Origin of the sequence: Novosphingobium sp. ERN07 (genome assembly GCF_012641335.1) — a bacterium.
Taxonomy (GTDB): Bacteria; Pseudomonadota; Alphaproteobacteria; order Sphingomonadales; family Sphingomonadaceae; genus Novosphingobium.
Genome location: NZ_JABAID010000005.1, coordinates 67,189 through 90,661 on the forward strand (window position 1 = coordinate 67,189; position 23,473 = coordinate 90,661).

The window sequence follows — 23,473 nt, forward strand, 5'->3', positions numbered from 1 at the left end:
GGGTTTTTGTTTGCGCCGCTACCGCCAAGCGGGCAAACCACCGCGCAATGATCTTCCGCCGCCTGCTTCCCCTCGCCACTGCCCTCACTCTCGCTGCCTGCGCCGCGCAACCTGCGACCATCGCCAGCGCGCCCAAACCCACGTGGGCGTTCGAGCAGAGCGACCTGCCGCCCGATCCCGCCTACCGCTATGGCCAGCTTCCCAACGGGTTGCGCTTCATCATCCGCCAAAACGCCACGCCCGCAGGCACTGCGCTGGTGCGCATGGACATTGCCACCGGGTCGCTGGACGAGCGCGAGAGCGAGCGCGGGTTCGCGCATTTCATAGAGCATATGGCCTTCAACGGCTCGACCCATGTGCCCGAAGGCGAGATGATCAAGCTGCTGGAGCGCAACGGCCTGTCGTTCGGCGCAGACACCAACGCGCAGACCTCGTTCGAACAGACGCTCTACATGCTCGATCTGCCGCGCGCCGATCCCAAGCTGCTCGACACCGCGCTGATGCTCATGCGCGAAACGGCGAGTGAACTGACGTTTGATCCGCAGGCCGTGGCACGCGAACGCGGCGTCGTGCTGTCCGAACTGCGCGATGGGCAAGGCTGGCAGCGCACCAATCTGGAAGACCAGATCGCCTTCTTCTATCCGCAGGCGACTTATCCCAAACGCCTGCCCATCGGCACGATCGAGGCTCTGAACGCCGCAACCGCCGAAACGCTGAAAGCCTTCTGGACGCGCGAATATGTGCCGTCGAACATGACGCTGGTCGTCGTGGGTGATTTCGAACCCGATGCGATAGAGGCCGCAATCCGCGCCCGCTTCGCCGATTGGCAAGCAAAGCCCGCAACCCCGCGCCCCGATGAAGGCAAAGTCGATCCAAAGCAGAAAGCCCGGACCGACATCCACATCGATCCCTCCTTGTCAGAGCGCGTCACCGCATCGCGCCACGGGCCTTGGCTGGATGAGCCTGACACCGTGGCCAATCGCCGCACCGCCCTGTTGCGCCAGATTGGCTACGGCGCGGTCAACCGCCGCTTTCAGCGCATGAGCCGCGTGCCCGATCCGCCGTTCCGTGGCGCAGGCTTTGGCACCAGCGACGTGTTCGAAATCGGTCGCACCACCAACCTCATCGTCGATACCGTGGACGGCGGCTGGCAGCGCGGGTTTGCCGCCGCAACCGGGGCCTATGCCCGCGCCCTGTCCGGCCAGTTCACGCAGGCCGAGATCGATGAACAGGTCGCCAATATCCGCACCGCGCTGGAAAACGGTGCAGCCGGGGCCGACACCCGCTCGCACGGCACGCTGGTCGCCGCCGCGCTTGCACTGGTGCGCGATGATCAGGTGCCCACCACACCGCAATCGGGCCTCGATCGGTTCAACCAGTTCGCGCCCACGATCACGCCAACGTCGGTCATGGCCGCGCTCAAGGCCGAGGCTGTTCCGCTCAAAGACCCGTTGATCCGTTTTCAGGGCCGCACCCCGCCCACCGGGGGCGAAAAGGCGCTGCGCCAGACCTTTGCTAAGGCCACCCGCGCCAAGGCACCGGCGGGCGAAGTCCCCGCCCCGGTGCCCTTTGCCTATACGGATTTCGGCCAGCCCGGCGCGGTCGTTTCCGATATCATCGAACCGCTCTACGGCATCCGAGAAATCCGCTTTGCCAACAACGTCCGCCTCAACCTCAAGAGCACCGATCTTGCAAAGGACCGCATCCAGCTCAGCCTCAATCTCGATGGCGGCGAAATGCTTGACAGCAAGGCCGATCCGCTGGTGACCGAGATGACCGCCGTCCTCGCGCGCGGCGGGCTGGGCAAGCATAGCGAGGACGATCTGCAAACGCTGCTTGCGGGCCGCTCGGTCGGGATGGGCCTTGGCATATCGGGCGATACTTTCGTCACCGATGCTTCCACCACCCCGCGCGATCTGGCGCTGCAACTTCAGCTCTGGGCCGCGCTGATCAGCGATCCCGGCTATCGCGCTGAGGGCGAAGTGGCCTATCGCCAGAACATCGCCAATTTCTTCGCGCGCCTGCGGTCCTCGCCCGGCGCAGCACTGGCGAACAGCATCGGCGGCATCCTGTCCGACAACGATCCGCGTTTTACCCTGCAAAGCCAGGAAGACTACGCCGCACTCAGCTTCGCCAAGCTGCGCACCGCGCTGACCGACCGCCTGACCAACGGCGCACTGGAAATCGCGATAGTGGGTGACATTGATGAAGCCGCCGCGATCGATGCTGTCGCCCGCACGTTCGGCGCTCTCCCCTCGCGCGAAGCCGGTTTCCGCCCCTACACCGCCCAGCGCCAGCGCAGCTTCACGGCCTCACGGGGCGTGCAGGAAATCCGCCACACTGGCGAGGCCAACCAGGCCATCGTCCGCATGGTCTGGCCCACCCGTGACGATAGCGATGCGGACGAGGCCGTCGCGCTGTCGCTCCTCGATGCCGTGGTGGGGATCGAAGTGCTCGATACCGTGCGCGAAAAGCTGGGCAAGGCCTACAGCCCCGGCGCATCCAGCGCCCTGAGCCGCGTCTGGACCGGCTATGGTACCTTCACCATCAACGCCTCGGTCGATCTGGCCGACGTGACCGCCACCCGCGCTGCTCTGGTCGAAACGCTGCGCGCACTGGCCACTGCGCCGGTCGACCCCGACGTTCTCCAACGCGCCCGCGCACCCATGTTGGAACGCATCGACAATGCGCTGAAAACCAACAGCGGCTGGATGGCGCTGGCCGAAAATGCGCAAACCCGGCCCGACCGCCTGGCCCGTGCCAAGGCCGCCCGCGCGCGGCTGGAAAAGGTCACCGCCGCCGATCTTCAGGCCCTCGCTCGTCGCTACCTTGCGCCCGAAAAGGCGGTGGAACTGCTGGTCCTGCCCGAAGGTGCGCCAGCACCCTAAGCCACCGTGTCCTGATAACGCCGCACCGCCACCGTCCCAAGCACGCCCAGCATTCCCGCCAGCACGCCCAGTTCCCACGCCGCATCGCCAAGCGTCCACCCTTTCAGCATGATCCCACGCACCAGCCGGATGTAATGCGTGGTCGGCAGCATCTCGGCCAGCCATTGCGCCCACGTCGGCATTCCCCTGAAAGGAAAGGCAAAGCCGGACAGCAGGATCGATGGCAGCATGTAGAAGAAGCTCATCTGCATCGCCTGAAGCTGGCTTGTCGCCACGGTAGAGAGCATGAAGCCCAACGCCAGACTGGTCACCATGAACAGCAGCGTCGATGCCAGCGTGAGGGTAACAGAGCCTTCGAAGGGCACGCGAAACACCACTTGCGCCGCCATCAGGATCACCGCCATCTGCACCACGCCGATCACCAGATAGGGCACGATCTTGCCCACCATCACCTCGAACGGGCGCAAGGGCGTGGCCAGCAGGTTCTCCATTGTCCCCTGCTCCACCTCGCGGGTTACCGAAAGTGCGGTCAGCATCACCATCGTCATCGAAAGCACGATGGCCAGCAGCCCCGGCACCGTGTTATGGCTGGTAATGCCTTCGGGATTGTAGCTGCGGTGAATGACCAGATCAACCGGCGGTTGCCCCGGCATCCGCATCGCCAGCGGGCCGATCAGATCGTGCGAAAGCGCGCCGTCCACTGCCTGCTGGATCGCCCCGATGGCATTGCCGGTCGAAGCAGGGTCGGTTGCGTCGGCCGTCACCAGCAGTTGCGGCCGCGTGCCGCGCACCAGATCGCGGCCAAAGTCCGGCGGCACGGTGACAAGGAACTGCACCACGCCGTCTTTCAGCAACCGCTCTCCCTCACCCGGTGCGGACACTACATGCGTAACACGGAAATAGGTGGTGTTGCGCAAGGCCGCATCGATGCTGCGCGAGAACTGCGAAGTGTCGTTGATTTCCAGCGCCATCGGCAAGCCGCGGGGATCGTTGTTGATTGCAAAGCCAAAGATCGTCAGTTGCAAGATCGGCATCATCAGCATCATGCCGATCGTGCCCGGATCGCGCATCATCTGGCGCACTTCTTTGAACACCATCGCGGCAATTCGCGTGAAGGCAGCACGCCAGATCACGTGACCACCACCGAATTGTCCTCTGCCCCACGCATCAGGTGAATGAAAACATCCTCAAGGCTAGGCTGGGTTCCACGCCACTCCACGCCGTCAAACTCTGCCACTGCGGCTCTCAGGGCTGAAACATCGCGCCCACAGACGTGGATTGCCGTACCGAACGGCGCCGCCATTTCGACGCCGGGCCTGCCCTCGATCCGCGCTGCCAACCGGTCTGCTCCCGGTCCTTCTCCGATCAGCGCTTTCAGCCCCGATCCCGCGATTACCTCGCTCATCGTGCCGCGCGCCAGCATCCGGCCATAGGCGATATAGGCGATTTCGTGGCAGCGCTCGGCCTCGTCCATGTAATGCGTGGAAACCAGAACGGTCATCCCGCCTTGCGCCAGCTCGTGAATCTGGTCCCAGAACTCGCGCCGGGCCTGCGGGTCAACGCCCGCCGTCGGTTCGTCCAGCAGCAGGATTTCAGGTTCGTGCAGCACGGCTGCCGCCAGCGCCAGCCGCTGCTTCCACCCGCCCGAAAGCTTGCCCGCCAACTGGTCCGCCCGCGTTGCCAGCCCCAGCGCGTCCAGCGCTTCGGCCACCCGCTCGCGCCGCCGGTCAAGCCCATGCACGCGTGCAAAGAATTCCAGATTTTCGGCAATGGTCAGGTCGGAAAACAGCCCGAACTTCTGGGTCATGTAGCCGACCCGCCCCTTGATCGCGCCCCTTTTGTGGCCAAGATCAAGCCCCAGCACAGTCCCACCTCCGGCATCGGGGATCAACAGCCCGCAGATCATCCGCAGCGTTGTGGTCTTGCCCGATCCGTTTGGCCCCAGAAATCCGCAGATCGAACCGCGCGCCACCTGCAGGGTCAGATCGTCCACCACGATGCGTCCGCCGAACCGCTTGGTCAGCCCTTGCACGTCGATGACGGGCGCTTCGCCGTTCACTGCACGGCAACCGCCACAGGAAGGCCCAACGGAAGCGGCTGCGCCACGGGCAGCGCGGCTTCCACCATGAACACCAGCTTGGCCCGCGCCCGTTCTGAATAGATCACCGGCGGGGTAAACTCGGCACGCGGACTGATATAGCTGATCGTCGCCGCCCGCGCCGCATCACCACATCCATCGCAGGTAAAGCGCACTTTCGCGCCCACTTTCAGCGCAGCTACCCGGTCCTGCGGCACGAAAAAGCGCAGCTTGCGCTGATCGTCGGGCAGCAGAGCAAGCACCGGCTGGTTTGCAGGAACCCACTCGCCCGGATCGAAAAAAGTCTGCTGCACCACGCCGCGCGCGGCTGCCACCGGCGCGATTTCCTGCCGACGTCGTGCCTGCGCGCGCAATGCCGCTTCCGCCGCCCCCACGCTCGCCTGCGCTGCCGCCTGCTGTTCGGGGCGTCCTGCGGAAAGCCCTCCGCTCGCCAGCACGGCCTGCGCCTGCTGCAGCGCTGCACTGGCGGAATCCCGCGCGGCCCGTGCCGCATCGAGTTGCGTTCTGCTGGCAAAGCCCTTGCCCGCAAGCGCCGCGATGCGCTGATAGTCGGCATCCGCGCGCACCGCCTGCGCCTTGGCCGAAGTCAGCGCCGCACTCGCCGCCGCCTGTTCCGGCGCGCGGTTGCGGCCTTGCGCCAGGTCCGCCGCCTGCGCCTTGGCCGCCGCCACTTGCGCGGCCAGTTGCGCCGCATCGGCATCTGCGGTCTGCGGATCGAGCGTGAACAGCGCCTCGCCCTTGTCTACCGCCTGCCCGCGCATGACCGGGCGCGCCGCCAGCGTGCCCGAAACCGGCGCGGCGATCAGTAGAGGCTCCCCTTCGACATAGCCCAGCCAGCGGGCATCCTCGCTTTCGGGACGCAGCAGTGTGTAAGCGCCAGCTGCAACCGCCACGATACCCACTGCAATCAATGGCTTGGGTGGCATCTTCATGCCCCTTCCCCCTTGCGCAGCCCGCCCAGAATAAGCCCGGCGTGGCTCTCGGCCATCCAGTCGATGTCCAGCGGTTCAGCGCCCACCGGTTCGAACACGTTGCGCCACAGCGCCGCAAAGATGATTCCGCCCGCCACGCTGCGCGCCGCCATTTTCGGATCGGCACAGGCAAATTCGCCGCGCTCCACCCCGTGGATGATCAGGCGCTCCACCGCGCCAAGCACGCAGATCATCGCCGTTTCGTGATAGAAGCGCGCCAGTTCGGGAAAGTTGCGCCCCTCGCCCACGATCAGGCGGGGCAGGAATGCCATTTCCGGGCTGGCCATGCGCTTCATCGCGTTCTTCACAAAGCCGCGCAGCAGCGCGGGCGCGGGCAATGTGCCGTAATCGCTTGGCAGCAGCGTCGGCATGATGTCGGTAATCACCGCCGAAACCAGCTCGCGGAAGAGCGCCTCCTTGCTGTCGAACGAAAGATAGAGCGCGGCGCGGCTTATCCCGACGCGCTTGGCCACATCCTCCATCCGTGCGGCAGCAAAACCTCGTGTGGCAAATTCCTCGCGCGCGGCGTCGAGGATGCGGTCGCGGCGGTCGGGCGGGGTTACGCGGGGCATGGCGCGACAATAACTGACATGTGCGTCATGTAAAGATCGGAAAAAGCGGTGGCAGGGTCGGCTGCTGCGCGTGGGGTGCGAGTAATGCGGGCAACCCTGCCACCGGATGGACATAACCCTGTCCTTGGGGTTCCTCAACCTAACCCGAAACTGCCCCCGATGCGTGATCGTTTTCCTACTTACGCAAAGCGCGCTAGGCTCCGATTCATGGAGCAGACACCACGCCCTTTTCGCCCTCTTTTCCGCCGCTTGCCGGCGCCTGTCGGTGCCGGCAAAGCCTGACGGAAGAGCCACGCGAAAGTTTCTCTGGACCGTGTAAACTGTGTAAACCCTTTCAGGAAAAGCGCCGTGAACCTGAACGGAATTGCCCCATCTTGGCCTTGCTCTTCGCCGCATCCGGTTGCATAGGCCGCTCCAAGATTCTCACACCTGCCAGCGTCCGAAAGGCCCCGTCGATGAAGGTCCGCGTCATTGTCACCCTCAAGAACGGCGTGCTCGATCCGCAGGGCCGCGCCATCCATCACGCATTGGAAGGCCTCGGATTCGAAGGCGTGAACGATGTGCGCGCAGGCCGCGTGATCGAACTCGACGTGGCCGACAGCACGTCTGACACCACGCTTGACGAGATGTGCAAGAAGCTCCTCGCCAACATGGTGATCGAAAACTACCGCATCGAAAAGGCGGCCTGAGCGCAGGAGCGAAAGACATGGCCTTCACCTCCGCCGTCATTACATTTCCCGGCTCCAACTGTGACCGTGACATGGCCGTGGCTATCGAACAGGTCTGCGGCGGCACCGTCCACCGCGTGTGGCATGGCGATGCCGACCTTCCCGAAGGCCTCGATTTCATCGCCCTGCCCGGCGGCTTTTCCTATGGCGATTATCTGCGCTCCGGCGCGATGGCCGCCCGTTCGCCGGTGATGCAAGCTGTGGTTCGCGCGGCAGAACGCGGCGTCACCGTGCTCGGCGTGTGCAACGGCTTTCAGGTGCTGACCGAAGCTGGACTTCTTCCGGGTGCGCTGATGCGCAACGCCGGCATCCGCTTCGTCTGCCGCGATGTGGCGCTGACCGTGGACAACAACCAGTCGCTGTTCACCGCAGGCTATGACGCCGGCCAGCAGATCAAGATCCCCGTCGCGCACCACGATGGCAACTACTTCGCGGATGACGCGACGCTGGACCGGATCGAGGGCGAAGGCCGCGTGGCATTTCGCTATGCCGAAGCCGTCAACGGCTCGGCACGCAATATCGCGGGCGTGCTCAATGATCGCGGCAACGTGCTTGGCATGATGCCTCACCCCGAACGCATGATCGAACCGGCGCACGGCGGTTCCGATGGTCGCGCGCTGTTCGAAAACGTAGTGCGCGGGCTGGTATCGGCCTAAGGTTCAGGCCCGCTGGCGTTGGCGGGCCGTGCCGAACAGGGCCAGCGCATCGGCCCCGCTCATCGGGCGGCCGAAGTAATAGCCCTGAATTTTCTTGCAGCCGATCTTGCGGATCACTTCAAGTTCCAGTTCCGTCTCCACGCCTTCTGCCGTGGTCGACATTTCCAGACTGTCGGCCATCGCCACCACTGCACGGCAGATGGCAAGGCTTTCCGGGTTTTCCCGCGCCGCGCCCTGCACGAAGCTGCGATCCACCTTGATCGTCGAAAAGCGCATCTTGCGCAGATAGCCGAGCGAGGAATAGCCGGTCCCGAAATCGTCGAGCGCCACGCCGCAGCCGATGCCCATCAGGTTTTCCAGCGTCATCTGCGCGGTTGTGCCATCGCGCACGAAGATGCTCTCGGTCACCTCGATCTCAAGCCGATGCGGCGAAAGACCGCTGGCAGTGAGCGCGCCGACCACCGTTTCGGCAAAGTAGGGGTCGAGCAACTGCTCACCCGATACGTTGACGGCGATCTTGACGTTATCGGGCCATTTCATCGCCTCGAAACAGGCGGTGCGCAGCACCCATTCGCCAATCGGCACGATCAGCCGGGTGTCCTCGGCGATGGGCACGAACTTCGCGGGGCTGACAAAGCCATGTTCGGTGCTGATCCAGCGCAGCAGCGCTTCGAAGCTCAGCACCTTCTCGCTCATCGCGTCGACCACCGGCTGGTACATCAGCGAGAACTCATCACGTTCAAGCGCGTGGCGCAGCGCGAACTCCAGCTTGCGCCGCTCTTCGGCGTGGGCGTGGAGCGATGGTTCATAGGTGCAGTGCCGCCCGCCGCCTTCGTCCTTTGCCCGATAGAGCGCAAGGTCGGCGTTGCGCAGCAGCGTCTCCACCGTCGCCCCATCACGCGGGCCGAACGCGGAACCGATGCTCGCCCCCACATAGAGCGTGTGGTGATCCACCTCATACGGCATCGACAAGGCAGAAATGATCGCCTTGCTGAGATCAGCAATGCGCTGCACATTGCCTGCATCGCGCACCACCACACCAAACTCGTCACCACCCAGACGCCCGCAGACCTCGTTTTCGCGGACGATCTTCTTCAGCCGCTCTGATACCAGCGCCAACATCTGGTCACCCACCAGATGGCCCAGCGTATCGTTGATCGCCTTGAACCGGTCGAGGTCGATCATCAGAAACGCGCAGTTGGTGCGCCACTTCTCGGCATAGACCATCGCATCGCCAAGCGCCTCGGTCAGCATGAGGCGGTTGGGCAGGCCGGTCAGCGTATCATAGCGCGCAAGCCAGGCGATCTTTTCGGCGCTTTCGCGCTGTTCGGTCACGTCGGAGCCGACCCCGCGGAAACCGATGAACGTTCCGTTTTCATCGAATTTGGGCGAAGCCGAGAGTTCCCACCAGCGCGGGGAACCGCGCAGGACGACGCGTACCATCAGATTCGAAAAGCTTTCGCGCCGCTTCAGACGCTCGGCGAGATCGTGCAGGCTGGAATGAAAATGGCCGGTGTCCCACGCTTCGCCCGCGATAAGCTGGATCAGCGGCTTGCCTTCAACGTCTTCGGGATCATCGCCCAGCGCAAAAGCAAAGCGTGGACTGACCGAACGGACGCGGCGGGTTGCGTCAACCTGCCACAGCCAATCGGCATCACCTTCTTCAAATTCGCGCAGCAGCAGCGAGACGACTTCCGCCTTTTCGGCCATGCCCGCCTCCGCCACGCGGGCACCAAGAAAATTGCGCGCAGCATCAACTGCGCCAATGCTGACAATGGCCACGAACGCAAAAGCGACCGCCGCAGCGGTGAATTGGCCCCAGATTGCGAAAGTGACGATTGCGGCAAGCCCGACGACGCCGGAAAACATCACCGTGGCAATAGGCAGCGCGGCAAAGGTAATCGCCATCCCGGTCATCAGCAGCGCCAGCACGGTCCAGAGCATCATGCGTTGAGCCGGATCACCAAAGTGCGAAAATACCAGCATCGGCACGGACCACACCACGGCAACGCAAAGCGAGCTTATCGTCTGCCGGTGCATTTCCCGCCGCGAAACCCTGCGACGATCGGCATCGCGCAACGAGCGATCGAAGCGCGCGCCCATGATCAGCACACCGATCAGCACGGCTATCCAGCCAACGAGCGCTGCAACATGCAGGTTGCCGGAATAGATCTGCAACACCAACAGCGCTGCCAGCGCGTGGGCGAACAACCGCGCGAATGCCAACTTGCCAAGGCTGGAATACTGCAGCCCGCGCAACCGCCCCCAATCGCCCTCTGCCGGTTCGCGCAGGCCAATCACCGCGAGTACGGGAAGATCGGTCACGCGGGTTTCGCTTGTGGGTGCAGGCAGGCTTATCACATGCAAGGCAATACCGGCAATTTCTTAGCCAAAAGTAAGCAAATCCGGCGCTTTGGCGACAATGATGGTAAAAAGATGGCCCGCCGCGCTTCACTCGGAAGCACGACGGGCCGGACTTTCCTCCCCAGGAAAGGTCCTTAAGTGGCTGGTGCCAAAGCCTTAACGGCCAAGGGCACTGCCAAGCCTGTGGTAAAGGTTCGAAAACTTAACCGATTCCGGCTGATCTTCGATGGCCTTCAAGTAGTGCAGTACGGCTTCGCGGATCAGCTTGAAGTCCTCGGTCGAGAGGACCGCGCGGGCACGTGCAGGTTCAGCCATGTTGGGTCTCCTTCTTGGATCTTCGGGGCGTGATTGCCGCGAGGATTTGCTTCATGGGGATGGTTTGTGGTTGGCCACCCCCACCCCAACCCCTCCCCTGAAGGGGAGGGGCTATTTCTGCGCTGCGTTATGCAGCGAACTGGTTCATCGTGTTGTGGACGCCGCCGGCCTTGAGCGCGGCTTCGCCAGAGAAGTATTCTTTGTGATCATCGCCAATGTCGGAACCCGACATGTTCTGGTGCTTCACGCAGGCGATGCCCTGACGGATTTCCTCGCGCTGGACCTGCTTGACGTACCCGAGCATCCCTTCTTCACCGAAATAGCGCTTAGCGAGGTTGTCGGTGCTGAGCGCAGCCGTGTGGTAGGTCGGCAGCGTGATCAGGTGGTGGAAGATGCCCGCTTCGCGCGCCGCGTCCTTCTGGAAAGTGCGGATGCGTTCGTCGGCTTCCATGCCCAGCTCGGAGCTGTCGTAGTCCACGCTCATCAGCTTGGCACGGTCGTAGGCCGAGACATCCTTGCCGGCTTCGACCATCGCATCATAGACCTGCTGGCGGAAGTTCAGCGTCCAGTTGAAGCTGGGGCTGTTATTGTAGACCAGCTTGGCATTCGGGATCACTTCGCGGATGCGGCTGACCATGCCGCCGATCTGGCCGATATGCGGCTTTTCGGTCTCGATCCACAGCAGATCAGCGCCGTTCTGCAGCGAGGTGATGCAATCGAGCACGCAGCGATCCTCACCGGTTCCGGTGCGAAACTGGAACAGGTTCGAAGGCAGGCGCTTCGGCCGCATCAGCTTGCCGTCGCGGCTGATCAGCACATCGCCGTGGCCGAGCTTAGCAGCGTCCACTTCTTCGCAATCGAGGAACGAATTGTACTGATCGGCAATGTCGCCCTGTTCACGGGTATAAGCGATCTGCTTGGTCAGGCCTGCACCCAGCGAATCGGTGCGGGCAACGATCACGCCATCATCGACACCCAGTTCCATGAAGGCGTAACGGACCGCGCGAATCTTCGCGAGGAAGTCTTCGTGCGGAACGGTGACCTTGCCGTCCTGGTGGCCGCACTGCTTTTCGTCCGAAACCTGATTTTCGATCTGGATGCAGCAAGCGCCCGCTTCGATGAACTTCTTGGCGAGCAGATAGGTCGCCTCGGCGTTGCCGAAGCCTGCGTCGATATCGGCAATGATTGGCACAACGTGGGTTTCGAACTCGTCGATCTTGTGCAGCAGGCGGTGGGTGTTCACCGCATCGCCAGCAGCCTTGGCCGCATCGAGTTCGCGGAACAGGCCGCCGAGTTCGCGGGCGTCGGCCTGCTTCAGGAAGGTGTAGAGTTCCTCGATCAGATCAGCGACCGAAGTCTTCTCGTGCATCGACTGGTCAGGCAGCGGACCGAATTCGCTGCGCAGCGCCGCGACCATCCAGCCCGACAGATAGAGGTATCGCCCCTTGGTGGTGCCGAAATGCTTCTTGATCGAGATCATCTTCTGCTGGCCGATAAACCCGTGCCAGCAGCCAAGCGACTGGGTGTAGTTCGCAGGATCCGCATCGTAGGCAGCCATATCGGCGCGCATGATCTTTGCGGTGTAGCGCGCGATATCCAGCCCGGTGTGGAACCGGTTCTGCAGGCGCATCCGCGCGACGCTTTCAGGCTCGATGCCATCCCATGTCTGGCTGAACGGAGCGATGGCCTTCCCGGCCTCGACGATCTTGCTGTGGTAGGTCATGTCCCGTGTTCCCTCACGTGGTGTGCATCTGGTGTGAGGTTGGGATAACCACCGAATCGCACTGGCGGAACGGCCCACGCGGTCATGTTGTCAAGCTTTACAGAATATGCTTGTAAAGTTGTGCAGGCGATACAAAAGGCCATGTGTAATGTCGACAAGACCGCTTTATCTGGGGCCGCGCCTCAAACGCATCCGGCGCGAATTGGGGCTGACGCAGCAGGCGATGGCCGATGAACTGGGCATTTCCCCCAGCTACATCGCGCTGATCGAACGCAACCAGCGCCCGCTGACCGCCGACCTGCTGCTGCGGCTGGCGCGGGCCTACAAGCTCGACATGGCCGATCTCGCCAGCGATGAGCGTGACGATTACGCAAGGCGGCTAGCCGATGCCCTGCGCGATCCGATCTTTGCGGATATCGATTTGCCCGCGCTCGAAGTGTCAGACGCTGCGGCCAGCTTTCCCGGCGTGACCGAGGCGCTGCTGCGGCTCTACGGCGCGTGGCAGCGTGAACAGCAGGCGCTGGCCGAACAGCGCAGTGCACTGCCCGGCCCCGGTGCCAGCGATCCGGTGGGAGAAGCGCGACGCTTTGTGGCGGCAAGGCGCAACTATTTCCCCGCCATCGATTCGAAAGCCGAGGAACTGGCAGGCGAAATCGATAAGGCAGGTGGCCCGGCGGAATGGCTGCGGCTGCGCGGGGTGCGCGTGCGTTTTCTGCCGCCAGACGTGATGATGGACGCGGTGCGCCGCTACGACCGGCACAACGAACAGTTGCTGGTGGACGATACGCTGCCGCCATCGGGGCGTGCATGGCAACTGTTGCAGCACATTGCCTATACCGCGCTGCGAGGCGAAATCGCCACCGTGATCCGGGGGGAAAGCTTTGCCAGCAATACGGCGGCGCAACTGTTGCGGCGTGCGCTGGCGGGATATGCGGCGGCGGCGCTGGTCATGCCTTATGATCGCTTTGCCCGCGCGGTGGATGCGCGCCGATACGATATAGAGGCGCTTTCTGGGCAGTTCGGGGCAAGTTTCGAGCAGGTCGTCCACCGTCTCACCACGCTGAACCGCCCGGGGCAGGAACGTGTGCCGTTCTTCTTCATCCGCGTGGATGCAGCAGGCAATGTTTCGAAGCGGCTGGACGGCGCAGGGTTTCCCTTTGCCGCGCATGGTGGAGGGTGTCCGCTGTGGTCGGTGCACGAATGCTTTCGCACCCCGGGCGAAATCGTGACGCAATGGCTGGAATTGCCCGATGGGCAGCGTTTCTTCTCGTTGGCGCGCACCGTAACGTCGGGCGGCGGCGGGTTCAACCGTCCCCGCACCACGCGGGCCATTGCGCTGGCCTGTGCGGCGGAACATGCGCCACGGCTGGTCTATGCAGCGGGTGTGGATGCGAAGGTGGCGGCGGCAACGCCCATCGGCGTAACCTGCCGCCTGTGCCACCGCGCGCAGTGCACCGCGCGGGCAGAGCCGCCGATCGGGCGCGAGATCCTGCCGGACGACTATCGGCGCGGGGCCGAACCGTTCAGCTTTGCCGAATCCTGATCGCGGCTTGCGGTGGGGGGTGTTGGGGGCTATCGGCGCGCTTCCTGCCGGAGCGCCCGGCTTGTTGAAGGCCCTGCCCTTGTCCAAGATCATTCCGCTTGCCGATGTCGATCCCGAACTGATCGAGCAATTGCTCGACACAGCGTTCGAACCGGCGCGGCGCGGGCGAACCGCCTATAAGGTCCGCGAAGGGATGGAATGCCTTGGCAACCTGTCGTTCGCGGCGCTGGATGACAATGACATGCTGGCCGGCACGATTCAGAGCTGGCCGGTGGCGCTGACCGACGCCGAAGGGCGGATGCACCCGATGATCATGGTCGGCCCGGTGGCGGTGATGCCGCACCTGCAGGGCGAAGGTTTTGGCAAGGCGCTGATGACTGCCGTGCTCACCGCCATCGATCCCCGCGCGCCACTACCGCAAGTGTTGATCGGCGATCCTGAATATTACGAGCGCTTTTTCGGCTTCAGCAACACCCACACCGCCGGGTGGACGCTGCCGGGGCCGTATGAGCAGCACCGCCTGCTGTGCCGCACGGCGAATCCCGCCGTTCTGCCGCAAGAGGGCATGTTGGGGCCTTGGCGGCGCTGATCCGATCTGGCATCGGCAACCGGTGCCCTACGTTCCGCCCCCCGAACTCGCATCGCTCAGCCTTGGCCAACTGGCCGAGCAGATGGCCGCGCGCAAGCTGCCCCCGCTCGATCAGTGGAACCCGCAGGAGGCGGGCGAGAGCGAGATGCGCATCGCCGCCGATGGGCGCTGGTTCCATCAGGGCGGCGAGATCAAGCGCCCTGCGATGGTGCGGGCATTCTCCTCGCTGCTAACGCGCGATGCGGATGGCCAACACTGGCTGGTGACGCCGTTTCAGAAGCTGGCGATAGAGGTGGAGGACGCCGCGTTCATCGCCGTGGACATGCAGGTGAAGGCCGATGCGGCGGGCCAGCCTGCCCTCGCCTTCCGGCTCAACGCCGATGATCTGGTGCTGTGCGGGGCAGAGCATCCCTTGCGCGTGGGCGGAACAGCAGATGTGCCTGCGTTCTATCTTGCGGTGCGGCACGGGCTGGAGGCGCGGCTCAATCGCAGCACTTATGGCCAGTTGATCGATCATGCGCTGGCGCTGGGCGGGGATGAGCTGGCGGTGGAAAGCATGGGCGCGCGATTTGCGCTGGTGCCAACGCCGTGAGCCTGCTGAACCGGCTGACCCGCCTTTATGAAGAAGGCCATCGCGAACCGCTGCAAGACCTCTACGAGGACTGGCGGCCCTTGCCCGAACACGGCCTGCGCCCTGCCGCCGTGCTGATTGCGGTGACGGACCGGGTGGGCCATGCCGATGGGCCGGGTGTGCTGGTCACGCATCGCCCTTCGCACATGCGCGCGCATCCGGGGCAGGCGGCGTTTCCGGGCGGCAAGCTCGATCCGGGTGAAACGCCGGTGGAAGCAGCTCTGCGCGAGGCGAACGAGGAGCTGGGCATCAGGCCCGAAGACGTGACCGTGATCGGCACGAGCGACCGGTTCCGCACTGGCACCGGGTATGACATCACGCCCGTGCTGGCAATGGTCCCGCCCGATCTGCCTATCACTCCGAACCCGGCGGAAGTGGCAGGCTGGTTCGAACCGCCGCTGGGCTTCCTGCTCGATCCGGCGCAACATGTGTGGCAATCGGCGGAGTTTCAGGGGCGCAAAGGGCGCTACATCGAGATCATGTGGAACGAGCATCGCATATGGGGCGTGACGGCGGCGATCATATCGAACCTTTCCAAGCGGATGCGATGGCATGACTGAACGACTGCCCGCAGCGGCGTGGACCGCGCGCGATGATCTTGCAGCGCTGGTGCAAGCGCTCGACCCGCAGGTGCAAGGCAACTGCCGCTGGGTTGGCGGCGTGGTGCGCGATACCCTGCTGGGTTTTGCGCCCAAGGACGTGGACATGGCCACAACGCTGCTGCCCGATGAGACGGCGGCACGGCTCAAAGCGGCGGGAATCAAGGCCGTTCCGACCGGCATCGCGCATGGCACGATCACGGCGGTGGTCAGCGGCGGCTCGGTGGAGATCACCACATTGCGGCGCGACGTTTCCACCGATGGTCGGCACGCCACAGTCGCGTTCTCAACCGACTGGCAAGATGATGCGGCGCGGCGCGATTTCACAATCAACGCGCTCTATGCCGATCCACGCACGCTGGACCTGTTCGATTACCACGGCGGGCGCGATGATCTGGCAGCACGGCGGGTGCGCTTCATCGGCGATGCTCGCCAGCGCATCCGTGAGGATTACCTGCGCATCCTGCGCTACTTTCGCTTTCAGGCGCGGTTTGGCTCCACGCCTGCTGATGCCGAGGCGGAAGCTGCGGTCAGCGAACTGGCAGCGGGCATGAAGGGTCTTTCGCGTGAGCGGGTGGGCTGGGAACTGATGGCGTTGCTCACCCTTCCGGACCCTGCGCCAACGGTGCGGCGCATGGCGGAACTGGGCGTGTTGGCGCAGGTCTTGCCCGAAGCCGTGGTGACCGGGTTAGAAGCGCTGACCGCGCACGAGCAATCGGCGGGCGTTGGCCCGGATGCGCTGCGGCGGCTGGCCGCGCTGCTCCCCGCTGACACCGCTCTGGCCGAACAGGTCGCCGCGAGGCTGCGACTTTCGGTGGCACAGCGCAAACGGCTGGCCACGGCGGCGGCGCGCGATGACGCAGCGCTGGATGCCAGGGCGCTGGCCTATCGGCTGGGCATGGTAGAAGCGCAGGACCGGCTGTTGCTGGCGGGTGAAAGCGTGGGCGTGTTGGACGGGTGGGCCGTCCCAACTTTCCCACTAAAGGGCGGGGCTATCGTGGCGCGTGGGGTCACGGCAGGGCCGGAAGTGGCGCGAACCCTGCGGGCCGTGGAAAGCCGCTGGATCGCTGAGGGTTTTCCCGATGAAGTCCGCGTTGCTGAACTGCTCGACGCGGAGCTGGCGAAGGGCTGATCCTTAGCCCTTCCATTCGCGGCGTTCTTCTGCCGCGCGCAACACTTCGTAGGACACCTGCAGTTTCTGGAACTGCTCCGCCGCCGCCTTGTCTCCGGGGCGGACGTCGGGGTGGACTTCCTTGGCCTTGGTGCGCCACGCCTTCTTCACCGCATCGAAATCGGCATCGGGATCAAGGCCCAGCGTTTCCAGCGCGCGCAGTTCATCGCGGCTGCGGCTACCATCGCCCGCACCACCCCATGCCGTCCATGCCGACTGGCGGTAGCCGGATGTATCGCCGCGCTCGGCCTGTTCGCGCTCTTCGGCCTCTTCCTTGTCCAGCCCTTCGAAATAGTTCCAGCCCTGATTGTATTCGGCAGCGTGCTGCTGACAGAAGTACCAGCGATCAGGGCTGTTGGGCGATTTGGGCGCAGGGCAATCGCCCTTTTCATTGCACCCGGCACGGTCGCACAGGCGCACCGGCGCAGCTTCGCGCGCGCTGCCGTAGCCGCGCCATCGGGGAAAACCCCAGTCAGAAGATCGAGTGTTGCGCGCCATTCCTGCTGCAAAGCCAAACGTGGAGCCAAAGGTCAAGATGCACCCGCTAACGGGAAAGCAAAAAAGGCCCGGCGCAGCGTCCGGGCCTTTCGCATCATGCCGATGAGATCAGTTTACGGTTACGGTCACCGCACGGCGGTTGCGCGCCCATGATTCCTCGTCGGAACCCAGCGCAATCGGGCGTTCCTTGCCATAGCTGACCACCGTTACGCGCGAAGGATCGATGCCAAGGCTGACCAGATAGTTCTTCGCCGCATTGGCGCGGCGTTCACCCAACGCAAGGTTGTAATCGCGGGTGCCGCGCTCGTCCGCGTGGCCTTCAATCGTCACAGCCTTGTTCGGATAGCGGCCCAGCCACTGCGCCTGGCTTTGCAGGATGCCCTGATCGGACGCATCGATGTTGTAGCGGTCCAGATCGAACAGCACCGTATCCGACATGACCGAGGCGAGGAAATCGGCCTGGCTGCCGGGCACAGGGCCGGTCGGCTGCGTCGGGCCTTGCGTGGTCTGCGTGTTGGTCGTGCCGGGTTCAGGCGGCAATTCCTTGGGCTTCGATGCGCAAGCGCCCAGCGCCAGCGTGGTGGCCGCGATTCCGGCGATCAGGAGCGAACGGTTCATGGCATTCTCCTTTGGGAGGGACGGGAGAGATGGTGCGGGCATCGTGCGGTTTGCACGCGCGAATGACAAGAGGCGGTTTTCCAGGCGCTTCAAGGTAGGACCGGTCCCCATGCAGGGTCCGAACCATCGACCGGGGTGTTCAGCTTCCGTTCGTTGCGCCCGGTTAGGTCAACCTGCCAGATGCCGGTCTTGCCGCTGCCGCGTTCGGTGCGGAAGAACTGGATGATGCGGCCATTGGGCGACCATGTGGGCGCTTCATCCTGCCAGCTATCGGTCAGCGTGCGCATCCCCTTGCCATAGGGGTCGGTCACCGCAATCTTGAAGTTGCCCGCCATGTGCGTGAACGCGATCTGGTCCCCACGTGGCGACCATTCGGGCGTGGCAGCGCGGCCCCCGAAAAAGCTGATGCGCTTCTGGTTCGATCCATCGGCGTTCATAACATAGAGCTGCTGCCCGCCCGACCGGTCGCTTTCGAACACGATCTTGCTGCCGTCGGGCGAATAGGAACCGCCAACGTCGATGCCGGGGCTGTCAGTCAACCGCGTAGAGGTGCCGCCAGTGGCGGGCACGCGATAGATGTCGGTATTGCCCGCCACCGCCATCGAATAGAGAATCCACTTCCCATCGGGCGACCAGCGCGGCGCAAACGTGGGATTGGTGCTGGATGTCACGAGCGTCTGCTGCCCGGTGCCCACGTTATAAACGTAAATGCGCGGCGCGCCGTTCAGATAGCTGAGATAGACGATCTTGCTGTAATCGGGCGAATAGCGTGGGGTAAGCGCCGTCGCCTGCCCATTGGTGATGAAGCGGTGGTTCGCGCCATCCGAATCCATGATCGCCAGTTGCTTGCGGCGACGGTCCTTTGGCCCCGTCTCCGCGATATAGGCGATCTTGCTGTCAAAGAACGGGCTTTCGCCGGACAGCCGCGAATAGACCATGTCGGCGCACTTGTGCGCGGCGCGGCGCCACTCCTCCGGCTTCACAACATAGCCTTGCCGCGCCAGTTCACTCCCCAGCGCCACGTCATAAAGATAGCAGCCGACCGTCAGCCGCCCATCGGGGTTCGCCTTCACGAAACCCTGCACCAGCATTTCCGCCGAACGCCCGCGCCATATGTCGAACGTGGGCGCGGAAACCTGCGGGAATGCCACAGCGGGCAACTGATCGGGGCCGAGCGGCTTGAACAGGCCATTGTTCTTCAGATCGTTGAACACCACCCGCGCCACGTTGCGCCCCAAGGCATCGGTCGTGCCGCCTTCCGCTGCCGTGGCCACGCTTTCGTTGGTGGGGAACGCCGGGATCGCGATGCCAAGATCCTGCCATTCGTTCTCGTCCGAAACAGAGCCGGTCAGCCCTTCATCAGCAGGTTGTGCCGCCGAATCCGGCAGAGCGACCTGCTGCGCGGCAACCAGCGCGGGAATCGAAACGAGGCCAGCGGCAAGGACCAGAAAACGCAACTTCATTGGGACAACTTCCTGTCAAAGCGGAAGGCGGCGACGCGCTTCCAGCCAGCATAATACATGTCGGGCAGGTCGAACGGCGCAGCAAGCTGCACCGCACGGATCGCCTGCTCGGCGTGGCGCTTGGCCTGCGCCTCGTTCGCCGGGGTGATGCCCTGTTGATCGACAACGCGCGGACGGCCTGCAAGGGTTCCATCGGCGTTGAGATCCCACGCAAGGATCGTGATCAACTTGTCTGCGTCCACGCCCTGCGGCGCGGCCCAGTGCGGCTTGATCTGGCGCGAAATAGCCCCCGCCAGCGACGAACGTACATCCGGTCCGATCGTGGCCGCAGGCGGCGATTTGGCGGTGCCCGGCTTGGTCGCGCCGGGAATGCCTTTCAGAAAGTCCTGCCCGACCCGGCTACCGCCAGCAGGTGCATCGGGGCGACGGCGCGGGCTGGTATCGGCAGTCGCCGTCTTCGCCGGTGCGGCCTTCGCAGGCGTTGCCACTTTTGCAGGTGCAGGTTTGGGCGCAGGCTTGGCGGGAGCAGGCTTTGGTGGCGCAGGTTTGGCCGGTGCCGGTTTGGGAGGCGCCGGCTTGGGCGGCGCGGGCTTGGGCGGCGCGGGCTTCGGCGGAACCGGTTTGGGCTGCGGCTTGGGTGCTGGTTTGGGTAGCGCAGGCTGCGGTTTGGGCACGGGCGGCGGCGGCACGGGCTTTGGCGGTTCCGGCTTGGGCTGCGGCTCGACAACCGGCTCTGGCTGCGCCTCACCCAGTTCGGGCGCAACGTCTGGCGCAGCTTCTGCCATCGGATCGGGCGAAGTCGATTGCTGCGACACCTCTTCAGAGAACGTCACTTCCATCCGCTCCGGCGGCGGCTTCACCGTCTTTCCCGGCGGAGAGAGCGTGAAGGCGACAAGCAGCGCGACATGGGCCGCAGCCGCAATGGCCAGCCCCGCGCCTTCCTGCTTCGTCAGCCCTCCTGCGGTCATGTCTCGCATCAAATCAGGCCTATTGCGGCGCGGATGAACTGTTGGTGACCAGCGAGATCGACTTGAAGCCCGCCGCGTTCAATTCGCCCATCACCGCGGCCACGCGGCCCCAATCGAGCACACGATCCGCGCGTAGCGTAACGAGCGGCGGTTTCTCACCGCGCTGCAGCCCGGCCAAGCGGTCGGTCAATTCGCCCGGCGCAAGCTGTTCGTCATCGAGGAACACCGCGCCCTGTGCGTCGATGCTGACGGTGATCTGGTCCTGCTGCTGGTCCAACGGATCGGCCTTGCTGTCGGGCAAGTCCACCGGAACGCCTGCGGCCAGCATCGGCGCAGTAACCATGAAGATGATGAGCAGCACCAGCATCACGTCAACCAGCGGCGTGACGTTGATCTCGCTCATCGCGGCGCGGCCTCCCCGGCCTCTGCGCCCGCGCCCGCCTCCGCCGCCTCCAACAGACATCGCCATGCCTCAGGCCTCCAGTTCGCGGCTGAGCGAGGCGTGGAACCGGTCAGCAAAGCGATAGAGCCGCGTTTCAAAGCGGTTTACGCGGTGCGAAAAGCGGTTGTAGGCGATCACCGCCGGAATCGCCGCGAACAGGCCGATCGCTGTGGCGAACAACGCTTCGGAAATGCCGGGGGCGACGACTGCAAGCGACGAATTCTGCTGCGCACCGATATTGAAAAAGCTGTCCATGATGCCCCAGACGGTGCCAAACAGGCCCACGAACGGCGCAACCGAACCGACCGTGGCAAGGAAGTTCAAGCGGCTGGCCAAGGCATCGGTTTCCTGCACCACTGCGCCATCGAGCGCGGTGGTCAGCCGCTGGCGCGTGCCTTCGCGGTCAATCGTCTTGCCGTTGGTGGAGCGTCGCCATTCGGCCAGCGCGGCATTGGCCACGCGCATGGAGGGCAGATCCTTGCCCTTCTGCTCTTTCTGAAACGCATCGATATCGCGCGTTTCCCAGAACGCGCGCTCATATTTATCGCAGGCGCGCTGGGTGCTGCCCATCTTCAGCGAAAAGCCGATGATGATGGTCCATGTCCACACGCTGGCCAGCACAAGGCCGACCATGACGCCCTGCACCACGTAATCGGCATCAAGGAACAACTGCACGGGATTGAGCGAGGTCGGCGCGAAGGAAACGCCATTGGCGAGCATCGGAAGAATCATGCGGCTTTCGGTCCTTCAAGGGCGGTCGTTATGGTTTGAAAAGCTGCCACCCATTCGCGCGGCTGGCGGCGCGGGCGGCCATTGGGAGCGACGAAGGCGACACGCACCTTCGCCTCGCACAGAAGCGTGTCTTCCCTGAACGCACGCTGCACGATCCGGCAGGTGGCGGGGGAAAGTTCAGCAACATGGCTGCGGATCAGCACGTCGTCATCCAGCTTGGCCGGTCGCAAATAGCGCAGGTCCATTTCGCTGACCGCATAGGCCCCCTCGCCCGCTTCGTGTGCGGCGCGCTGGTCTATGCCCAACAGACGCAGCATGTCGGACCGGGCGCGTTCGAACCAGCGCAGATAATTGGCGTGATAGACCACGCCCGAAAGGTCCGTGTCCTCAAAATAGACGCGGACCGGATAAAGGTGCTGCGGGCCATCGAACAGGCCGGAAGGCGGTGCGGGGATTTGCATTCGCGCAGGACTCTAGCCTTGCGACGAGTCGTTGGGCAAGGCTTGGTTAACCGCTTGCCCCCGTGACGGACCTTTTCAGCGCACAAGGCCGTAAACTCGTGCATGGCACCATCGAGGCGTCAGAATGGCACACATATCGGGCCGAAAGGACCGCCGCAGGGGCTGGTTGCCCCTGCAAGGGCGTTTCGGTTCGAGATGGAAGCCATTCTGGCGTCCCTTCGGGATTTGACCAAAACGGCCATCTGCCGCGTCAGTCGGGCTTGAAATATCGACATATTCCTGTGCCCTCCTTCCTTGCACATGGCCGTTTTGCCTCAAACCTCGATGGTGCCATGCACGAGTTTACGGCCTTAGCATCGGGCCGAGCGGCTGCCCGGCAAAGAGATGTATGTGCAGATGCGGCACTTCCTGATGGCTGTGCGTGCCGGTGTTGGCGAGCAGGCGGTAGCCCGGCGCAACGAGGCCCAGATCGCGCGCCACCTTGCCCACGGCGCGGACAAAGCCTGCGATTTCAACGTCAGAAGCCTTGGCCGAAAAATCCTCCCAGCAAACATAGGCTCCCTTGGGGATAACCAGAACGTGCGTGGGCGCCTGCGGATTGATATCGTGAAAGGCCAACGCGAAATCGTCTTCATAGACCGTGCGGTTGGGAATTTCCCCGCGCAGGATCTTCGCGAAAATGTTCTGGTCGTCATAGGGAAGCGTTGCATCAACGGCCATGTCACATGCTCCGGCTGGCTTTTTCGACGATGCCCGATGTGCCTTCACGCCGTTGCAGTTCGGCCAGAACATCGGCCAGCGGCACGCCCTTGGCAGACAGCAGCACCATCAGGTGAAAGATCAGGTCCGCCGCTTCGCCGACCAGTTCCTGCCGGTCCCCGGCGAGTGCGGCGATGACGGTTTCGGTGCCCTCTTCGCCCACTTTCTGCGCGATCTTGGCAATGCCCTTGGCATTCAGCTTCGCCACATAGCTGGCAGAAGGATCGCCCGCGCGGCGCTCTTCAATCGTGGCTTCAAGCCGGGCGAGAATGTCACCGTGTTCCATGCAACGCGCAATGGCGCGGATGGGGGGCGGTGGTCAAGTGGATGGTCGAGGGTGGGGAGTAGCAACCACCTTCGTCATTCCCGCGCAGGCGGGAATCCAGTCAAACAAAAAAGCCGTCGCAAAAGCGACGACCCTCTGGACGCTGGACTCCCGCCTGCGCGGGAATGACGATGTGTAGGCTTTACCCCCGCCGCTTAGCGATCTGCCGCCCGACGATCAGGCCAACCAGCCCCATCGCAAACAGCGCGCCATCGGTCGGTTCGGGAATGGAAATGCCGCCCGACTGCGCCAGCGCAGGCGATGCCGACGCGATGGCGATAAGGAGGGAGGAAACCAGACGTACCACGGTGACAAGGCCTTGCGGTTGTTAAGACCTTTGCCCTGCCAGATGCGGCGAT

25 protein-coding genes are annotated in these 23,473 nt (G+C 63.9%); 8 read left to right on the plus strand and 17 right to left on the minus strand.

Annotated elements, in window-relative coordinates:
• The first annotated feature begins 47 nt into the window (after positions 1 to 47).
• Positions 48 to 2,888 carry a pitrilysin family protein gene (locus HGI47_RS09050; protein WP_168852421.1) on the plus strand — a complete coding sequence of 947 codons (2,841 nt, stop codon included), beginning with the start codon at positions 48 to 50 and terminating at the stop codon, positions 2,886 to 2,888.
• Here the strand turns inward: HGI47_RS09050 and HGI47_RS09055 are convergent.
• The 4 genes from HGI47_RS09055 to HGI47_RS09070 are packed head-to-tail and all read right to left on the minus strand — an operon-like array spanning position 2,885 to position 6,529.
• Positions 2,885 to 4,021 carry an ABC transporter permease gene (locus HGI47_RS09055; protein ID WP_370521671.1) on the minus strand — a complete coding sequence of 379 codons (1,137 nt, stop codon included), beginning with the start codon at positions 4,019 to 4,021 and terminating at the stop codon, positions 2,885 to 2,887. The two genes, HGI47_RS09050 and HGI47_RS09055, sit on opposite strands and share 4 nt — an antisense overlap.
• Entirely contained in the window at positions 4,018 to 4,947 is a 930-nt protein-coding gene (locus HGI47_RS09060; RefSeq protein WP_168852422.1) for an ABC transporter ATP-binding protein, read from the minus strand. Before HGI47_RS09060 ends, HGI47_RS09055 begins: the two co-directional genes overlap by 4 nt.
• Positions 4,944 to 5,918, minus strand: coding sequence for an HlyD family secretion protein (locus tag HGI47_RS09065; protein ID WP_168852423.1), 975 nt, complete (start codon positions 5,916 to 5,918; stop codon positions 4,944 to 4,946). The genes HGI47_RS09060 and HGI47_RS09065 overlap by 4 nt, the downstream gene beginning before the upstream one ends.
• Complete coding sequence (locus HGI47_RS09070) at positions 5,915 to 6,529, minus strand: TetR/AcrR family transcriptional regulator (protein WP_168852424.1); 615 nt, start codon at positions 6,527 to 6,529, stop codon at positions 5,915 to 5,917. The genes HGI47_RS09065 and HGI47_RS09070 overlap by 4 nt, the downstream gene beginning before the upstream one ends.
• Positions 6,530 to 6,984: 455 nt before the next feature.
• Between HGI47_RS09070 and purS the strand changes: the two genes are divergently transcribed.
• Positions 6,985 to 7,218 (plus strand): phosphoribosylformylglycinamidine synthase subunit PurS, encoded by a 234-nt coding sequence (gene purS / locus HGI47_RS09075; protein WP_168852425.1) that lies wholly within the window; start codon positions 6,985 to 6,987, stop codon positions 7,216 to 7,218.
• A gap of 17 nt (positions 7,219 to 7,235) precedes the next feature.
• Positions 7,236 to 7,913, plus strand: coding sequence for a phosphoribosylformylglycinamidine synthase subunit PurQ (gene purQ / locus HGI47_RS09080; protein WP_168852426.1), 678 nt, complete (start codon positions 7,236 to 7,238; stop codon positions 7,911 to 7,913).
• A 3-nt stretch (positions 7,914 to 7,916) separates the two neighbouring features.
• Here purQ and HGI47_RS09085 read toward each other — a convergent pair whose 3' ends face one another.
• The 3 genes from HGI47_RS09085 to HGI47_RS09095 form a co-directional block, all read right to left on the minus strand.
• Positions 7,917 to 10,238, minus strand: a complete 2,322-nt coding sequence (locus HGI47_RS09085) for a putative bifunctional diguanylate cyclase/phosphodiesterase (protein WP_370521672.1) — start codon at positions 10,236 to 10,238, stop codon at positions 7,917 to 7,919.
• A gap of 195 nt (positions 10,239 to 10,433) precedes the next feature.
• Entirely contained in the window at positions 10,434 to 10,592 is a 159-nt protein-coding gene (locus HGI47_RS09090) for a hypothetical protein (RefSeq protein WP_011444689.1), read from the minus strand.
• A gap of 127 nt (positions 10,593 to 10,719) precedes the next feature.
• Positions 10,720 to 12,315, minus strand: a complete 1,596-nt coding sequence (locus HGI47_RS09095) for an isocitrate lyase (protein ID WP_168852427.1) — start codon at positions 12,313 to 12,315, stop codon at positions 10,720 to 10,722.
• Positions 12,316 to 12,463: 148 nt separating this feature from the next.
• Here HGI47_RS09095 and HGI47_RS09100 point away from each other — a divergent pair, with 148 nt between their 5' ends.
• From HGI47_RS09100 to HGI47_RS09120, 5 genes are all read left to right on the plus strand, one after another.
• Positions 12,464 to 13,858, plus strand: coding sequence for a short-chain fatty acyl-CoA regulator family protein (locus HGI47_RS09100; protein WP_206066091.1), 1,395 nt, complete (start codon positions 12,464 to 12,466; stop codon positions 13,856 to 13,858).
• A gap of 79 nt (positions 13,859 to 13,937) precedes the next feature.
• Positions 13,938 to 14,447, plus strand: coding sequence for a GNAT family N-acetyltransferase (locus HGI47_RS09105; protein ID WP_168852603.1), 510 nt, complete (start codon positions 13,938 to 13,940; stop codon positions 14,445 to 14,447).
• A gap of 22 nt (positions 14,448 to 14,469) precedes the next feature.
• Positions 14,470 to 15,039: a DUF1285 domain-containing protein gene (locus HGI47_RS09110; protein WP_168852429.1), complete on the plus strand. Its 570-nt coding sequence runs from the start codon at positions 14,470 to 14,472 to the stop codon at positions 15,037 to 15,039.
• Positions 15,036 to 15,638 carry a CoA pyrophosphatase gene (locus tag HGI47_RS09115; protein WP_168852430.1) on the plus strand — a complete coding sequence of 201 codons (603 nt, stop codon included), beginning with the start codon at positions 15,036 to 15,038 and terminating at the stop codon, positions 15,636 to 15,638. The genes HGI47_RS09110 and HGI47_RS09115 overlap by 4 nt, the downstream gene beginning before the upstream one ends.
• Positions 15,631 to 16,809, plus strand: coding sequence for a CCA tRNA nucleotidyltransferase (locus tag HGI47_RS09120; protein WP_168852431.1), 1,179 nt, complete (start codon positions 15,631 to 15,633; stop codon positions 16,807 to 16,809). Before HGI47_RS09115 ends, HGI47_RS09120 begins: the two co-directional genes overlap by 8 nt.
• A gap of 3 nt (positions 16,810 to 16,812) precedes the next feature.
• Here HGI47_RS09120 and HGI47_RS09125 read toward each other — a convergent pair whose 3' ends face one another.
• From HGI47_RS09125 to HGI47_RS09170, 10 genes are all read right to left on the minus strand, one after another.
• Positions 16,813 to 17,346 carry a J domain-containing protein gene (locus HGI47_RS09125; protein WP_168852432.1) on the minus strand — a complete coding sequence of 178 codons (534 nt, stop codon included), beginning with the start codon at positions 17,344 to 17,346 and terminating at the stop codon, positions 16,813 to 16,815.
• Positions 17,347 to 17,454: 108 nt separating this feature from the next.
• Positions 17,455 to 17,964: a peptidoglycan-associated lipoprotein Pal gene (gene pal, locus HGI47_RS09130; RefSeq protein WP_168852433.1), complete on the minus strand. Its 510-nt coding sequence runs from the start codon at positions 17,962 to 17,964 to the stop codon at positions 17,455 to 17,457.
• Positions 17,965 to 18,053: 89 nt separating this feature from the next.
• Complete coding sequence (tolB, locus tag HGI47_RS09135; protein ID WP_168852434.1) at positions 18,054 to 19,427, minus strand: Tol-Pal system beta propeller repeat protein TolB; 1,374 nt, start codon at positions 19,425 to 19,427, stop codon at positions 18,054 to 18,056.
• Positions 19,424 to 20,404, minus strand: a complete 981-nt coding sequence (locus tag HGI47_RS09140; RefSeq protein ID WP_168852435.1) for a hypothetical protein — start codon at positions 20,402 to 20,404, stop codon at positions 19,424 to 19,426. The genes tolB and HGI47_RS09140 overlap by 4 nt, the downstream gene beginning before the upstream one ends.
• 10 nt (positions 20,405 to 20,414) lie before the next feature.
• A complete protein-coding gene (locus HGI47_RS09145; protein ID WP_168852436.1) occupies positions 20,415 to 20,864 on the minus strand; it encodes an ExbD/TolR family protein in 450 nt (149 codons plus the stop codon).
• A 3-nt stretch (positions 20,865 to 20,867) separates the two neighbouring features.
• Positions 20,868 to 21,569 (minus strand): protein TolQ, encoded by a 702-nt coding sequence (tolQ, locus tag HGI47_RS09150; RefSeq protein WP_168852437.1) that lies wholly within the window; start codon positions 21,567 to 21,569, stop codon positions 20,868 to 20,870.
• Positions 21,566 to 22,030, minus strand: a complete 465-nt coding sequence (locus HGI47_RS09155) for a YbgC/FadM family acyl-CoA thioesterase (RefSeq protein WP_168852438.1) — start codon at positions 22,028 to 22,030, stop codon at positions 21,566 to 21,568. Before HGI47_RS09155 ends, tolQ begins: the two co-directional genes overlap by 4 nt.
• A 342-nt stretch (positions 22,031 to 22,372) precedes the next feature.
• Positions 22,373 to 22,750 (minus strand): histidine triad nucleotide-binding protein, encoded by a 378-nt coding sequence (locus HGI47_RS09160; RefSeq protein ID WP_168852439.1) that lies wholly within the window; start codon positions 22,748 to 22,750, stop codon positions 22,373 to 22,375.
• Between the two features lies 1 nt (position 22,751).
• Positions 22,752 to 23,075 (minus strand): phosphoribosyl-ATP diphosphatase, encoded by a 324-nt coding sequence (locus HGI47_RS09165; protein ID WP_168852440.1) that lies wholly within the window; start codon positions 23,073 to 23,075, stop codon positions 22,752 to 22,754.
• 181 nt (positions 23,076 to 23,256) lie between these two features.
• Complete coding sequence (locus tag HGI47_RS09170; protein ID WP_168852441.1) at positions 23,257 to 23,421, minus strand: hypothetical protein; 165 nt, start codon at positions 23,419 to 23,421, stop codon at positions 23,257 to 23,259.
• Between the last annotated feature and the right edge of the window lie 52 nt (positions 23,422 to 23,473).